At 64.8% G+C, this 14,584-nt stretch carries 11 protein-coding genes; 4 read left to right on the top strand and 7 right to left on the bottom strand.

Features of this window, described 5'->3' with window-relative positions:
- Nucleotides 1–5 precede the first annotated feature (5 nt).
- Together OU02_RS03090 and OU02_RS03085 are read right to left on the bottom strand one after the other, a co-directional pair.
- Nucleotides 6–1,265, bottom strand: a complete 1,260-nt coding sequence (locus OU02_RS03090) for an MFS transporter (RefSeq protein WP_160248848.1) — start codon at nucleotides 1,263–1,265, stop codon at nucleotides 6–8.
- 85 nt (nucleotides 1,266–1,350) lie between these two features.
- Complete coding sequence (locus OU02_RS03085; RefSeq protein WP_033488915.1) at nucleotides 1,351–2,595, bottom strand: MFS transporter; 1,245 nt, start codon at nucleotides 2,593–2,595, stop codon at nucleotides 1,351–1,353.
- Between the two features lie 127 nt (nucleotides 2,596–2,722).
- Between OU02_RS03085 and OU02_RS03080 the strand changes: the two genes are divergently transcribed.
- Nucleotides 2,723–3,868 (top strand): glycosyltransferase family 4 protein, encoded by a 1,146-nt coding sequence (locus tag OU02_RS03080; protein ID WP_033488721.1) that lies wholly within the window; start codon nucleotides 2,723–2,725, stop codon nucleotides 3,866–3,868.
- A 4-nt stretch (nucleotides 3,869–3,872) separates the two neighbouring features.
- On the opposite strand, the gene OU02_RS03075 is transcribed toward OU02_RS03080, so the two are convergent.
- From OU02_RS03075 to OU02_RS08255, 3 genes are all read right to left on the bottom strand, one after another.
- Nucleotides 3,873–6,203: a DNA gyrase/topoisomerase IV subunit B gene (locus tag OU02_RS03075; protein WP_033488720.1), complete on the bottom strand. Its 2,331-nt coding sequence runs from the start codon at nucleotides 6,201–6,203 to the stop codon at nucleotides 3,873–3,875.
- A 124-nt stretch (nucleotides 6,204–6,327) separates the two neighbouring features.
- Entirely contained in the window at nucleotides 6,328–7,773 is a 1,446-nt protein-coding gene (locus OU02_RS03070; protein WP_101428721.1) for an RNA polymerase sigma factor, read from the bottom strand.
- A gap of 100 nt (nucleotides 7,774–7,873) precedes the next feature.
- Entirely contained in the window at nucleotides 7,874–8,587 is a 714-nt protein-coding gene (locus OU02_RS08255) for a hypothetical protein (protein ID WP_051918235.1), read from the bottom strand.
- 231 nt (nucleotides 8,588–8,818) lie between these two features.
- Here OU02_RS08255 and OU02_RS03060 point away from each other — a divergent pair, with 231 nt between their 5' ends.
- On the top strand, nucleotides 8,819–9,946 hold the full coding sequence (locus tag OU02_RS03060) for a polyprenyl synthetase family protein (protein ID WP_033488718.1): 1,128 nt from the start codon (nucleotides 8,819–8,821) through the stop codon (nucleotides 9,944–9,946).
- A gap of 69 nt (nucleotides 9,947–10,015) precedes the next feature.
- Nucleotides 10,016–12,082: a Stk1 family PASTA domain-containing Ser/Thr kinase gene (locus OU02_RS03055; RefSeq protein ID WP_033488717.1), complete on the top strand. Its 2,067-nt coding sequence runs from the start codon at nucleotides 10,016–10,018 to the stop codon at nucleotides 12,080–12,082.
- Between the two features lie 73 nt (nucleotides 12,083–12,155).
- Here OU02_RS03055 and OU02_RS03050 read toward each other — a convergent pair whose 3' ends face one another.
- Nucleotides 12,156–12,866: a lysophospholipid acyltransferase family protein gene (locus OU02_RS03050; protein WP_033488716.1), complete on the bottom strand. Its 711-nt coding sequence runs from the start codon at nucleotides 12,864–12,866 to the stop codon at nucleotides 12,156–12,158.
- 52 nt (nucleotides 12,867–12,918) lie between these two features.
- Between OU02_RS03050 and OU02_RS03045 the strand changes: the two genes are divergently transcribed.
- Nucleotides 12,919–13,449, top strand: coding sequence for a hypothetical protein (locus OU02_RS03045; RefSeq protein ID WP_033488715.1), 531 nt, complete (start codon nucleotides 12,919–12,921; stop codon nucleotides 13,447–13,449).
- Nucleotides 13,450–13,459: 10 nt separating this feature from the next.
- On the opposite strand, the gene trpD is transcribed toward OU02_RS03045, so the two are convergent.
- Nucleotides 13,460–14,509, bottom strand: coding sequence for an anthranilate phosphoribosyltransferase (gene trpD, locus OU02_RS03040; RefSeq protein WP_033488714.1), 1,050 nt, complete (start codon nucleotides 14,507–14,509; stop codon nucleotides 13,460–13,462).
- Nucleotides 14,510–14,584 lie beyond the last annotated feature (75 nt).

Below are 14,584 nucleotides of genomic sequence, written 5' to 3'. Positions count from 1 at the left end.
ATCGGTCACTCACCGCGCGCATGCAAGCGCGCCACGCGCAACACACGCGCATATGCCGCAAGTGCGATCACCGTGAATCCCAGCAGATACCACGGCAGGGCATGCATCGACCCCGACACGCGTTCTACCCCGGCGAACAACACAGGGCTGACCAAGGTGGCCAGCGAGACCGCAGCGGTCTGCATCCCGATCATCGCCGGCGTGCGCGCCGCTCCAAACAAGCGCGGGGTGGCATGCACTACAGCCGGTGCAATCGGCGCACAGCCCACGCCCAACAGTACCGGCGCGGTCAATGCGCGCCACAGGCCGGCCATCGGCACCACCATCAGTACAACCGCACCGAGCAGCACGGCGATGCCGCCGACGACCATCCACACATCGCGCACCTTGAGGGCCACAACGCCCGCCACCACGGAGCCGGCGACCAACCCCACAAAGAACAGGTTGGCGTAGACGCCCGCCGTATGGATGGACATACCGCCGGCGTGCACCATGTAACTGCTGGCCCACAGCATCGTCGTCTGTTCCACCGAGGTGGTGGCGAACATCAAGACGATCACAGCCACCGCCGCAGGCATGGCCATAAGCGTACGCACCACATGCGGCCGGCGCATGTCGTGCCGCCAATCCCCCTGCGCGTACGGCGTCTCACCCAGCTGGGCCATCTGGGCGGCGGTCAGATGGTCACGCCATCGACGTGTGCCTGCCGCAAGCACCACGGCGAGCGCAAGCTGCACAAGGCCGATCGTGCGGTACGCCCAGCGCCAGTCGGCGCCGTCCGCGATGATCCAGCCGAGCACCGTGTGCCCCACGAGCGCACCGAACGCGGTCGTGGCATGCAGCCAGGTAATGCGCGCGTTCGCCGAACGCACGGCCACATACGCGTTCAACGCCACCACAAGCATGCCCGATCCAATGCCATACGGTAGCGCGAATACGAGCAGCACCCAATAATGCGGTGCGAATGAGAACCCCAACAGCGCAAGCACGGTAAGTGCCACGCCCATGTCGACCGTGCGCCCGGAACCGAACCGGCGCACCACCGGCTCCGCGGTTATCGCCGCCGCGGCGGAGCCTGCGGCGAGGACCGCGGCGATGCCGACCACAGCCACGAGCGGCGCGTGTACCCCCGCACCCATGGCCGGCCAGGAGGCGCCGAGCAGTGCCTCGGGCAGACCGATAGCCAGGAATCCAAGGATGACCTGCAGCGAGACGCCGGGCGTGCCAGCGCGCACGATGCCCCCATGTATCTGTTCGTGTGCCATGGTGCCCATCGTAAAGCGGCGGCGCCGGTCTGCCCACCCGCGCACGCCCAGTGCGAACGACGACCCACCGGCGGCGCAGTCCTGCTCAGTGTGCGGCGGCGTCGGTCACAGAGTCGGACTTGGCATGGGTCTTGGCGCGCAGCCACTCGTGCATCACGATGAGGGCCGCGGAGAACAGGAGCAGGAACCATGGCAGCAACGCCAATGTGGTGGCTTGGGCGATCACGCCGAAGAGCGGCGGCACAAGCATCGTGCCGATGTAGGCGCATGCCATCTGCACGCCCACAATGGCCTGCGAGCGGTCCGCCCCGAAATAGGTGGGCGTGGAATGGATCACGCACGGGTAGATCGGCGCGCACCCCAAGCCGACCAGCACAAAGCCAACCACGGTGTTGCCGATGCCGGGGATGGGCAGCAGCATGACCACAATGCCCGCGAATAACAGCACAACGCCAAGCCGGATCATCTGCGGATCGCTCATGCGCATGGTCAGGAAGCCGCTGAGGAAACGGCCCACGGTGATGCCGATGAAGAACAGGCTCGCCAGATTCGCGGCCTGGCTCTCCCCGATGTGGTCCACGCCCACCATGTAGCTGCTGGCCCACAGCATGGCCGTCTGTTCCACCGCGCAATAGCAGAAGAACATGATGAGGATCTGCACCGCGCCGGGGATGCGCAGCACGCCAAGAAATCCCAAGGGCTTGCGCTTCGCCGGTTCCTTTGGTTCCACCGCGCCATCGCCGTCCGGCATCGTCACAACCTCTTCCAGCTGTGCGGCCGAACCGCGGGCGCGCCACAACGGCAGGCTGAAAATCAGCACGGCAGTCAGCACGACCTGCAGGATACCCACGGAGCGGTAGCCCCACTGCCAGCCGTCGCCATGTGCGAGTGTGAAGCCCATGATGTACGGGCCGATGAGCGCGCCGAGGCCCCACATGCAGTGCAGCCAGCTCATGTGCCGGCTCGTGTAATGCACCGCCACGTAGTTGTTCAGCGCGGCGTCCACGCCGCCGGCGCCCAGTCCGTAGGGAATCGCCATAAGCACAAGCACGCCGTAGTTCGGCGCGAACGAGAACCCGAACAGCGCGGCGGCCGTCATGGCCACAGAGACGGCGGTCACGCGCCCGGTGCCGAAGCGCAATGTCAGCCGATCGCTCAACAGCGCGGAGCACACCGTGCCTGCGCTGATCACTATCGAGATGCCGCCCGCCCAGCTCAACGGCGCGTGGATGTCCGCGCTCATCGTGGGCCATGCCGCGCCGAGCAGGCCATCAGGCAAGCCCAGCGAGATGAAGGCCAAGTAGATTATGGCAAGCAGCAGATTCACCATGCGCGTCTCCTCGTCATCGTCGCCGAATTGCAATCACTGTACGCACAAATAATATTCCTCCGGCAAGAAAATGCCGGCGGCGCTTCGACTCGCCTCGAAATTGCCACATGCCACTACACTGGCCCATATGGCCCTGACTATCGGATTCGTGTTCGACGACACCCTTGACGCACTGGACGGCGTGCAGCAGCACATCATCACCATCGGCACCGAACTGGCCCGGCGGGGGCACGACGTGCACTATCTTGTGGGTGAAACGCATCACTCCCCCGTACCGCAGACCGTCTCGCTCGCACGCAATGTGATGGTCTCGTTCAACGGCAACCGCATGCGCATTCCGCTGCCTGTACGCAAACGCGAGATCCGCGCGGCGCTCGCGCACAACAACTACGACATCCTGCACATCCAGGCCCCGTACAGCCCGCTGTTCGGCGGCCGTGTGCTCGAATGCGCTCCGCAGTCGACGGGCGTGGTCGCCACGTACCACATCGCGCCCATCGACCGGCGGGCGCGCTACGGCGGGCGCGCGCTCGGACTGGTCAACGCCCATTCGCACCGGCGCGTCGACGAAGTGATCGCCGTGTCGCAGGTCGCCGCGCAATACGCGCAGTTCACCTCCCACACCCACGGCACGATCATCGCCAACCCGGTGAACGTCGAGAAATTCGCCACGGCCGCGCACAGGGCCACGCGCGACGCCGCACATCCGCACATCGTGTTCCTGGGCCGTCTGGTGCCTCGCAAAGGCGCGCAACTGCTCCTCGACGCGCTCGACTACGGCGAGAGGCACGGCATGTTCCCGATGCCCGGACTGCACGTCACGATCGCCGGCGACGGCCCGCTCATGGACGACTGCGTTCAGCGCGCCGCCCGGCTGCGCACGCCGGTCCAGTTCGTAGGCACGGTCGACGAGGGCAAGGCGGACCTGTTGGCGAGCGCCGATGTGGCCGTGTTCCCGGCCATCGGCGGCGAGACGTTCGGCATCGTATTGCCGGAGACGATCGCTTCCGGCGCGGGGGTGACGCTCGCCGGCGACAATCCGGGCTACCGGTGGACGATGCGCGGCGATGAGGATGCGCTGTTCTCCGTGGGACCCGACCATGCGCGTGTGCTCGCCGAGCGCATCGAGCGCGCGCTGACCGACGCACCGTGGGCGCGGCGGCTGCATGCGCGCGAGGAGGCGCTGCTCGACCGGTACAACGTGCAAGCGGTGACGGACGAAGTCGAGCAGGTGTATGCGCGCGCGATCGCGGACCGCCGCGCCCGCGCATGAGCGATCAGGTGTCGATCTTCGAACGGTCGAAGTCGTCGGCGTTGTCGACGATGAACTGGCGGCGCGGCGGCACTTCGTCGCCCATGAGCAGGCTGAAAATGCTGTTCGCCTGCTCCGCGTCTTCCATGCGGATGCGCCGCAGCAGGCGCGTGCGCGGGTCCATCGTCGTGTCGGCGAGCTGGTTCGCGTCCATCTCGCCCAGGCCCTTGTACCGCTGGATGTCGTCGGCGTAGCCGATGTGGTCGCGGTCGAGCTGGGCGAGTTTGCCGGCGAGCTCGTCGTCCGAATACGTGTAGATGTATTCGCCCTTGCGCGGGCCGGTCAGGGCGATGCGGTGCAGTGGCGGCACCGCCGCATACACATGCCCTTCTTCGATGAGCGGGCGCATGTAGCGGTAGAACAGCGTGAGCAGCAGGGTGCGGATGTGCGCGCCGTCCACGTCGGCGTCGGTCATCATGATGATCTTGTTGTAACGCGCCTGTTCGATGTCAAAGGAGGCGCCGGACCCTGCGCCCACCACCTGAATGATCGCTGCGCATTCCTTATTGGAGAGCATCTGCGCGAGCGACGCCTTCTGCACGTTGAGGATCTTGCCGCGGATCGGCAGCAGCGCCTGGAACGCGGAGTTGCGCGCGGCCTTGGCGGTGCCGAGCGCCGAATCGCCCTCGACGATGAACAGCTCCGCCACGTCGTCATTGCCCGGCTGACAATCCGAAAGCTTGGGTGGCATCGACGCCGATTCGAGCGCGTTCTTGCGGCGCGTGACCTCTTTGGTCTTGCGGGCCTGGATGCGAGCGTGCATCTCGCCCACGATCTTTTCGAGCACGCGCGCGGATTGTTCCTTGTACCCGCGCTTGGAGCCGGTGATCATCTCGGTGAACTGCTTGTCGGTGATGCGCGCCACGACCGGCTTGACCGGCGCGGTGCCGAGCACATCCTTGGTCTGGCCTTGGAACTGCGGTTCGGCGATGCGCACGGTGACGACGGCCACAAGCCCGGCCAGGATGTCGTCACGCTCGATCTTCATCTTCGTGTCTTTGAGGTTCACCTTGAGTTTGCGCGCGTTGTCTTCGACCGCCTTGCGGATCTGCTTGGTGATCGACTGCAGGAAGCCGTCGACGTGCATGCCGCCACCGGGTGTGGCCACGACGTTCACGAAACTGCGCACCGTCGTGTCGTAGCCGTTGATCCAGCGCAGGGCGATGTCCACGTCACAGGTGCGCGTGATCTTCTCGGCGTGCAGGTTGCCGGAGTCGTCCACGACCTGCGTCTCCTCATGGTAGGTGCCTTGCCCGGCGATGCGCCAGATGGTCGACACAGGTTCGCCATGCGAGAGGAAATCGACGAAGTCGACGACGCCGCCGGTGTGGCAGAATTCCTCGACGCGCCGGTGCCCCGGTGTGGGCGCACTCGTGTCCACTGGGGTGGCCACCGGCTCCAGTTCCACCACGGAGCCCGCTTCGGCGCGCTCCTGGTCGAGCTCCGCATCGTTGCTGGCGAAATCCAGTTGTTCCTGCGACTCGTCGTGTGCACGCTGCCCGTCGTCAATGGCTTCGGCCTGGTCCGCCTGGGCCTGCGCGGCATCCGTCTCCACAAGCTCGTCCACGGCCGCGTCGCCGGTTTCGTCGATGTGCTCGTCGATCACGGTGATCGTCAGTCCGGGCACAAGGAAGCTCGTCTGGCGCACACGGTCGATGAGCTGGTCGTAATCGAATGCCGCCGAGGCGTTGAAGATCTCGGGGTCGGCCCAGTAGCGGATGCGCGTGCCTGTCGTCTTCGCCGGCACCTTGCCGATGATCTCCAGTTCGGTCGGCCTGTTCTTGCGTGTCTTCTTGAACGGGGCGTCCGGCGAGGGGTGCAGCGGGTCGACGTCGGTGTAGACACCCGGATGGCCCTGATGGAAGGCCATGTGGTACGTGTGGCCGTTGCGGTCCACCTCCACGTCGAGACGTGAGCTCAACGCGTTGACGACCGACGAGCCCACGCCGTGCAGGCCACCGGCGGCGTTGTATGAGGCGTTGCCGAACTTCGCACCTGCATGCAGTTTGGTCAGCACCACTTCCACACCGGTGAGCTTCGTCTTGGGTTCCACATCCACCGGAATGCCACGGCCGTTGTCGGCGACTTCGATGGAGCCGTCTTTGTGCAGCGTCACGGTGATATGCGTGCAGGCGCCGGCGAGCGCCTCATCCACGGCGTTGTCGATGATTTCCCACAGGCAGTGCATGAGCCCCTGGCTGTCGGTCGTGCCAATGTACATGCCGGGGCGTTTGCGGACCGCGTCGAGTCCCTCGAGCACGGTCAGCGAATCCGCACCATAGTCTTTCTTCGCCATTGCCTTCATTCTCCATCCATATGGCGCATGCCACGTCTCATGCAAAGGAGAGCGCAGCCCGTGGGCTCGCGCTCTCCTGGTGTTGGCCGCGTGTAGGCGCAGCCCATGTCGATGCCGCAAGGCATCACTGGTCAAGGAAGTCGCGCAGCGTCTGCGAGCGCGAAGGGTGGCGCAGCTTCGACATCGTCTTGGATTCGATTTGGCGGATGCGCTCGCGCGTCACGCCGTACACCCGCCCAATGTCGTCGAGTGTCTTCGGCTGGCCGTCCTCAAGTCCGTACCGCATCTTGATCACACCGGCTTCGCGTGGCGACAGCGTCTCGAGCACCTGCTTGAACTGTTCCTGCAGCAACGAGAACGCCACGGCGTCAGACGGGGCGATCGCGTCGGTGTCTTCGATAAGGTCGCCGAACTCGGAATCGCCGTCCTCGCCGAGCGGGGTATGCAGCGAGATCGGCTCGCGGCCGTACTTCTGCACTTCCTGCACCTTTTCGACCGGCATGTCGAGCTCACGCGCCAGCTCGTCCGGCGTGGGTTCGCGACCCAGGTCCTGCAGCATCTGGCGCTGCACGCGCGAGAGCTTGTTGATCACTTCCACCATGTGCACGGGCACGCGGATCGTGCGCGCCTGGTCGGCCATGGCTCGGGTGATCGCCTGACGGATCCACCACGTGGCGTACGTGGAGAACTTGAAGCCTTTCTTCCAATCGAATTTCTCGACGGCGCGGATCAGACCAAGGTTGCCTTCCTGGATCAGGTCAAGGAAGAGCATGCCGCGGCCCGTGTAGCGCTTGGCGAGCGAGACGACGAGGCGCAGGTTCGCCTCGAGCAGGTGGTCCTTGGCCTTCTTGCCGTCGGATGCCGCCCATTTGAGCTCACGCTTGCGCTTGAAGTCGAGTGTGTCGCCTTCGGTGTCGAGCAGGTGCTGGGCATACAGGCCCGCCTCGATGCGTTCCGAAAGGTCGACCTCCTGTTCGGCGTTGAGCAGCGAGACGCGGCCGATCTGCTTGAGGTAGTCCTTGACCGGGTCGGCAGTGGCGCCCGATGTGACCACACGGCGCTTGGGGTTCTTGCCGGTCGGCGCGAGCGTCTCATCGTCATCGTCATCACGGACTACGAACGCACCCTTGGCCTTGGGCTCCTCGGGCTTGGGCTCCTCTTCGTCGTCGTCCTCGTCATCCACCGCATCGTCGTCGGCGTTGTGCTCGTCGTCTTCGTCGTCGTCCAAACGGTCGTGGTCGTCAACGTCGTCGAGATCGTCGTCGAGGTCGATGTCCTCCTCGTCGATCATGACCTCGTCATCGTCGACGGGTTCGTCGTCCTTGGGCTTCGCGGTGGACTTGCGCGCGGTGGTCTTCTTCGGTGCCTTCGTCTGTGAAGCGGCCTTTGCTGTCTTCTTCGCCGTGCTCTTGCGGGTCGTGCGCTTGGCCGGCTTCTTGGCCGTGGTGGCCTCGTCTTCCTGCTGCGCCTCGTCCGCCTTCGTGGAGGCGGCCTTGGAGGAGGCCTTCCCCTCAGACTTCTTAGCGGCGTTCGACGTTTGCTTCGTGACCAAACTGTTCCTCCTCCATATTCATGGTTGAGCGACCCGCTGCAAGGCATACTCCCGCCAAAGGCAAATCGCTGACTATTGGAGTTAACCATGCAACGCGGACGATTATTCCCGCGTTCCATCACATCCCCTTCCCCGCCGTGCACGCCTCGCGTGGCGTCTTCGCCATGCACAGCCATGCCGGGTGGATATCGCGTAGCAGCGCCGCGATCACAATGCCCGCGAGCGTCGCGTCGTCGTCCATGGCCACGGCCTGCATCGCCATGGGCATGGCCCTGGCGTCACCGATCCACCAGCATGCGTACGCCGCCATGGCGAGCGGTTGGGCGCAGTATTGGTCCGGTACAACCTGCGCACACTGCTCGAGCGCCGCAATGCCGCGCTCCACGCGCACGCAGTCGGGTCTGGACTGTGGATTGTCGAACGCCTCGGTGAGCATGCGGCTCATCGCGTCGCCGCTTGCCCGCGTATGTGGATGCACGGCGAATTCCATGATCTCCTCGCAACTCCATTGGTCCGCGCCCATGATGAGCGCCATGATCAACGCGTCGCGCATCGCCAACGAATCAGTGACCGTCACCGCCAGTTCGCACAACGCCTGCGCCTCGCAGTCCAACTCGTCGAACCGCGGATCCTCGATCCATGTGCGCCATGTGTCAAACACCGGTTCGAACCACAGCCGTGACGCCTGTGCGACACCGAGTTCACGCCGCTGTTGCCTGAATCGCTCATCGAGCGCTTCGCATGCCAGTTCGTCGCGTTCGTCGACGAGCCGCTCGTTGAGGGGCTCGCGCGGCGTCGCCGTGACGCGGATGCCCAATTCCTTGATTTCCATGGTATGCCTCGCTTTCCGCCTGCTGGCCGGCCGGTCGCCCCGCGTGGCACCGTTGCCGCGCGTGACCCCACTATCGCCCATCCCGTCACTCCTTGTCCATCTCGATCGGCCTCTGTGGTCGGACGCCCCCTCCATCCACATTTTCCGCGGGCGAACACCACCGGGCGCCATGCCGAGGCGGCCGTCAAACCAGCCCCGGCAATGTCGCAACACTGTGCGTGAATAACCTCTATGGCACTCACACGTCACGACCCGCAGCACATCGAAACCCGCATCCGTGAGCTGGTGCGCCAATATGTTGGGCTTGGCGCGCACCATGACGTGCCCGCGGCGCTCGAGCCAATCATGGACATGGTCATCGCCCAGGCCGCGGCCTCAAGCGAAGGCGGCAAGCGGTTGCGCGCCCTGCTGATGATGGACGCCTACGCAATCATGGAACCGTTGGCCGCGGGCGGACCGCGCACCGCCCAGACGCAACGCGCGCAGGACAGCGCGGTGCTCGACCTGGCATGCGCGATCGAAGTGTTCCAGACGGCCGCGCTCGTGCATGACGACATCATCGACGATTCCGACATGCGCCGCGGCAAACCGTCGGCACACCGCGCGCTTGCCACGCGCACCAACGAATCGATCGGCATGGGGCTCGGCCTCATGCTCGGCGACCTGCTCGCCACCGCATGCATCGCAATCATGGAGGCATCCGCCGCCGCACTGCCCCATGCACAGGATGTGCGCACGGCGTTCATCTCGATGCACCACGACGTGGAAATCGGGCAGGTGCTCGACCTGGCGATCGAACGCATGCCGCTCGACGACCCAGACGCGCTACGCGGTGCCTCGGCCGAGGTCTTCCGATGGAAGACGGCCAGCTACACCACCATCGCGCCACTGCACTTGGCATTCCTGTCCGCCGGCATGGACCAGACGCCCGCCGAGCGCCATGCCGAAGCCATCGGCCTGCCGCTCGGCGTGGCGTTCCAGCTCGCCGACGACCTACTCGATGTCGTCGGCTCGTCGAGTGCAACCGGCAAGCCGGTGGGTGGGGACATCCGCGAAGGCAAGCGCACCGTGCTGCTCGCCGACGCGCTCGCCGCGGCAAGCGACGCCGACGCCGCGCGGCTGCGTGCGCTGTATGCCGCGCCCAGCCGCACCGACGCGCAGGTGCACGAAGTGATCGCGCTGTTCGAGCGTACGGGCGCCATCGCCGCCTCCCATGCGCGCATCCGTGACAAATGGGAGCAGACCGTGAGCGCGATCGGCGGACTGGGGTTCGACGCCCAGCGCGAGGAACAGCTTACGGCCATCTGCGCGCGGTTTGTTCCCGGAACACGCACGGAGCGGGGCACGGGCACCATGTAGAATGACCTTCGACATTGGCCATTGATTCGTGGTGCGGTACGCATCTTCGTGAAGGACGGCACAGCAAGCATGAGTGAAGCTGCAAATATGCCCGAAAACAAGCTGATCGACGGGCGCTACCGCATTGTGCGCAAAATCGCGGACGGCGGCATGGCCACGGTCTATCAGGCGGTGGACGTGCGGTTGGGGCGCGATGTGGCGCTCAAGATCATGCACATCCAACTCGCGCAGGGACCGCACCGCGACCAGTTCGTGGAACGCTTCCGACGCGAGGCGAACTCGGCGGCCGCCATCGCGAACCCGCACGTCGTGCAGGTGTACGACACCGGAGAGAACGACGGGCTCGACTACCTCGTGATGGAATATGTGCACGGTGTGAACCTGCGGCACGAGATGCAGACGAAGCGCACCTTCAGTGTGCGCGAGACGCTGCGCGTCGTCTCCGAAACGCTCAATGGCCTCGCCGCGGCGCACCGCGCAGGCGTCGTGCACCGCGACATCAAACCCGAGAACATCCTGATCAACGACCGCGGGCGTGTGCAGATCACCGACTTCGGCCTGGCCAAGGCCGCCTCGCAGGCCACGCTCTCCTCGACCGGCATGCTGCTCGGCACCGCCGCCTACCTTGCGCCCGAGATGATCGAGAACAATCTGGCCACACCGCAGGGCGACTGCTATTCCGTCGGCATCATGGCGTGGGAGATGCTCACCGGGCAGGTGCCGTTCCTCGCGGACAATCCCGTGACGATGGTGTTCAAGCATGTGAACGAGAACGTGCCGTCGGTCGCCACGGTCTGCACCGGGATCGACCCGCAGGTGGCGCGGTTCATCTCGTATCTGACGAACCGCGACGTGAACGACCGCCCCGCCGACGCCTCGCAGGCCCTCGACCGTCTCAACGCCCTCATGCGCACTCTTTCACCCCAGGCCCTGCAATACCACTTCGACCCGGATGCGCCGGCACCGAACGCCACAACGGTGCTGCCAGTGGGCGGCAAGGCTCAGACAGGACCCACCGCCGCGAAGCTGGACGACCGCACACAGGCCGTGCCGATGGCGGGTGCCGCGACGGCCGCTTCGACGCCGTACACACCACAGCCGGCCGCGCGGCCCACGGCCGCCAACGCCGATGCCACGCCGACCCAAGTGCACCATGGCATGTCCACGGGCAAGCGCTGGGCGATCGGTGTCGCCATCGCCGCCGCGGTGTTGGCGCTGGGAGGCGCCGCGGGATGGGGATGGTGGTATTACGCCGGTCCGGGCAGCTACTACGAGATGCCGCAGATCGAGGCGTTGCACTGCCAGGAGAACGCGCCGTGCAAGATCGCCGGCGTGCCGTGGGCCGATTACGAGAAGGCGCTGAAGGCCGCCGGCATTGCGTACGAGACATCCAAATCGTACAGCGACACCGTGCCGAAAGGCGACATCATCTCCACCGACCCCGAATTCGTGAACGCGCATGTGAGCAAACGCGGCGACCTGCAGAAGGTCCGTGTCGTCGTCTCGCAAGGCGTGCAGCAGTCGACGGTACCGGAGGACATCATGTCTTCGACTGATCCGCTCGCCTCGCTCAAACGCGCGGGATTCACCAACATCGTGCATAGCGCCGACACCGACGAATGGTCGCTCGACGTGCCGGAAGGCGAGGTCATTTCGATCACGCCCGAAGCCGGCACCACCGTCGACCACAACGAGCCCGTCGATGTGGTGCTCTCGAAGGGCCCGATGCCGGTGTCGATGCCCGAGGTCGTCGGCAAACCCGCGTCGGACGTGAAGGCGGTGCTCGAAGAGGACAAGCTCACCGTGACGACGAGCGAGGAGAACAGCGATACCGTGCCCGCAGGGCAGGTCATATCGAGCTCCGAAGACGCCGGCGCCCAGCTGCACTGGGGCAACTCCGTGCATCTCGTGGTCTCAAAAGGCCCTGAGATGGGGACAGTTCCAGATGTGATTGATAAATCCCCGAGCGAGGCAACTAAAATCCTTGAAGAGGCAGGCTTCCGAGTCAAAGTCGAGAAAAAGTTGGGCATAGAAGTGCTCCATCGTGTCATTGAACAGAATCCCGCAAAAGATTCTTCAGTCAGACTACGAGATACTAATGGAGACCCCACCGTTATTACTATCAAAATTGTATAGTTCAAATAAGTAAGAAGGTGCGGGAACAGTTTTTTGACTGTTCCCGCACCTTCTTGTTCATAATTTCATTTGGCTACTCGGCTTTAGCGGCGTCAAGCGTCTGCTGTTCCTCCTGCATCTGCTTCTTGACGACCTGCGCGTATTCGGGCACGTATTCCTGGCCGCTCATCTGCTGGATCTGCTTGACGACGCGGTCGGTCAGTTCGCGCAGCATCTCGTGGGTCACCTGGTCGGACGTCGTCTTCGGCACATCGATCGGTGTGCCGTAGATCACCGTGCTCTTGCCTTTGCCGGGGATGATCTGCCCGGGCTTTTGGATCTCGCGCGACCCGATGATTGCGGTGGGGATGATCGGGCAGCCGGTCTCCAACGCGAGGCGCGCGGCACCGGTGTGCCCCTTGTACAGGCGCCCGTCGGGGCTGCGGGTGCCTTCCACGTGGATGCCGAACAGCTCGCCGCTTTCGATGATCTCGCGCGCATGCTCGAGGGCGCCGAGCGATTTCGAACCGCCGGAACGGTCCACGGGGAACACACCGACCGACGTGAACCACCATTTCTTGAACTTGCCCTTGAGCCCCTTGCCTTCAAAGTATTCGGCCTTGCCCATGAAGTGGATCATGCGTGGACATGTCAGCGGCAACAGCGCGTCGTCGATGACGGCCAAGTGGTTCGCCGCGATGATGCCACCGCCCTGACGTGGGATGTTCTCGAGACCCACTGCGGTCGGATGCATGCGATGCCGTGCGATCGGCCCCAGCGTCTTCACGAAAAACCAATACAGCATGCGTCGGTTCCTTCCCCTGCGGTTGACTGTCCGCTTGATTACAGTAGTGCGTATGACTGACCACAACAATAGCAGCACAGGCGACTCGGCAGGGGCCGCAGGGTCATCGGGCGGCTCGGGCGATGATTGGGAGGCGTTCCTCTCCGAACACCAGCATGAACTGCACGACATCGAGCAGTCGAAGACCGCCCGCAAGTTCAACAAGCACGCCGAACGGCAGGAAAAGCAGACGCTCGTCTCGGTGCACGACCTGACGAGCGACGCATTCGTGGGCGGTGGGGGCCCGCGCGACTACCGCTCGAGCTGGCTCGACACCGATGACGTGATGGACCAGTACGGCGCCGGGTTCACTCCCCCGAACCCGGACCTTTCCGACATCAAGCGTTCACGGCTTGTGTTCGGCCTCATCTTCGTGATTGGCATCGTCGGCATCATCGCCACGGTGTTCATACCGCACATGGCCTCCGTACTGGGCGTGGTGTTCGCGCTGTGCATCCTCGTGGGTGCCGGCGGACTGTTTGCCCAGCACAAAGGCCATGACGAAACGAAACGTGACGAATTCGACGACGGCGCGCGCGTGTGACCGCTGTGGTTCAGCCGCGGTGCGACTGGGCCACGGCAATCCATTCGTCGAGCAATGCCGCCGCCTTGCCTGAATCCACCACCTGCTGCGCGATTGTGTAGGCTTCGCGGAAACGGTCTGCGAGCGCGCCGTTGGACACCAGACGACCGTCGGCGACAATCGCCGAGGCGGCGTTCAGCAGCGCGGTGGAACGGAACGGAACCGGCTTGCCCGCGAGCAGGTCGCGCACGGCCTGCGCGTTCTGTGCAGGTTCGCCGCCGCGCAGGTCCTCAATGACGACCGGATCGAGGCCCAGTTCCGCAACCGGGTCGAACGTGGTTTCACGCACGTCGCCATCACCGAATTCCCAGACGCTGATCGGTCCTGTGGGAGCCATCTCGTCGAGCCCTTCGTTCGACGTGTAGACCATGCCGGTCTGCCCGTTCGCCGCATAGACGGCAGCCATGATGGGGCTCATCGCACGGTTCGCGCAGCCGATCGCCATATGCTTCGGCTTTGCCGGATTGGTCAGTGGGCCCAGCACGTTGAACACGCAGGGCACGCCGAGGGCAGCGCGCACCGGCCCGACAAAACGCATGGCCGGGTGGAAGGTCTTGGCGAAGGCGAATGTGATGCCCACCTCGTCGGCCACCGCGGCCACGGCCTGCGGATCGAGGTCGAGCGGCAGGCCGAGCGCCTCGAGGCAGTCGGCGGCGCCGCACTTCGAGGAGGCGGCACGATTGCCGTGCTTCACGATCGTCACGCCCGCGGCGGCGGCGATGACCGCGCCCATCGTGGAGAGGTTCACCGTGTGCATGCCGTCACCGCCGGTGCCGACGATGTCGGTGCATTCCGCCTGCACGTCGAGCGGCACCGCATGCGCGACCATCGCCTTGGCGGCGCCGGCCACCTCCTCTTGCGTCAGGCCAAGCTGCTGCTGCGTGGCGAGCACGGCGCCCACCGCGGCCGGATCGGCGTTGCCGCGCATCAGGTCATCGACGAACCACTCCGTCTCTTCCGCGGTCAAATGCTCCCCGCGCACGAGTTTGCTCAGATTCGACTTCCATGTGACCTGTTCCATAGCGCTCCTTACGGCTTGCGGCACAATGCCGACGTTGTTACGCACAGTCTAGGAAACCCGTGCAACAAGCATGTT

The organism is Bifidobacterium pseudolongum subsp. pseudolongum DSM 20099, from assembly GCF_000771225.1.
Lineage (GTDB): Bacteria > Actinomycetota > Actinomycetes > Actinomycetales > Bifidobacteriaceae > Bifidobacterium > Bifidobacterium pseudolongum.
The sequence above is the reverse complement of the archived record's forward strand: the minus strand, read 5'-3'. Positions and strand labels throughout refer to the sequence as shown.

Excerpts from the sequence above, each read along its gene's own strand:
- OU02_RS03090 (WP_160248848.1), bottom strand. The coding sequence starts at position 1,265 with ATGGCACACGAACAGATACATGGGGGCATCGTGCGCGCTGGCACGCCC.
- OU02_RS03085 (WP_033488915.1), bottom strand. The coding sequence starts at position 2,595 with ATGGTGAATCTGCTGCTTGCCATAATCTACTTGGCCTTCATCTCGCTG.
- OU02_RS03080 (WP_033488721.1), top strand. The coding sequence starts at position 2,723 with ATGGCCCTGACTATCGGATTCGTGTTCGACGACACCCTTGACGCACTG.
- OU02_RS03075 (WP_033488720.1), bottom strand. The coding sequence starts at position 6,203 with ATGGCGAAGAAAGACTATGGTGCGGATTCGCTGACCGTGCTCGAGGGA.
- OU02_RS08255 (WP_051918235.1), bottom strand. The coding sequence starts at position 8,587 with ATGGAAATCAAGGAATTGGGCATCCGCGTCACGGCGACGCCGCGCGAG.
- OU02_RS03060 (WP_033488718.1), top strand. The coding sequence starts at position 8,819 with ATGGCACTCACACGTCACGACCCGCAGCACATCGAAACCCGCATCCGT.
- OU02_RS03055 (WP_033488717.1), top strand. The coding sequence starts at position 10,016 with ATGAGTGAAGCTGCAAATATGCCCGAAAACAAGCTGATCGACGGGCGC.
- OU02_RS03050 (WP_033488716.1), bottom strand. The coding sequence starts at position 12,866 with ATGCTGTATTGGTTTTTCGTGAAGACGCTGGGGCCGATCGCACGGCAT.
- OU02_RS03045 (WP_033488715.1), top strand. The coding sequence starts at position 12,919 with ATGACTGACCACAACAATAGCAGCACAGGCGACTCGGCAGGGGCCGCA.
- trpD (WP_033488714.1), bottom strand. The coding sequence starts at position 14,509 with ATGGAACAGGTCACATGGAAGTCGAATCTGAGCAAACTCGTGCGCGGG.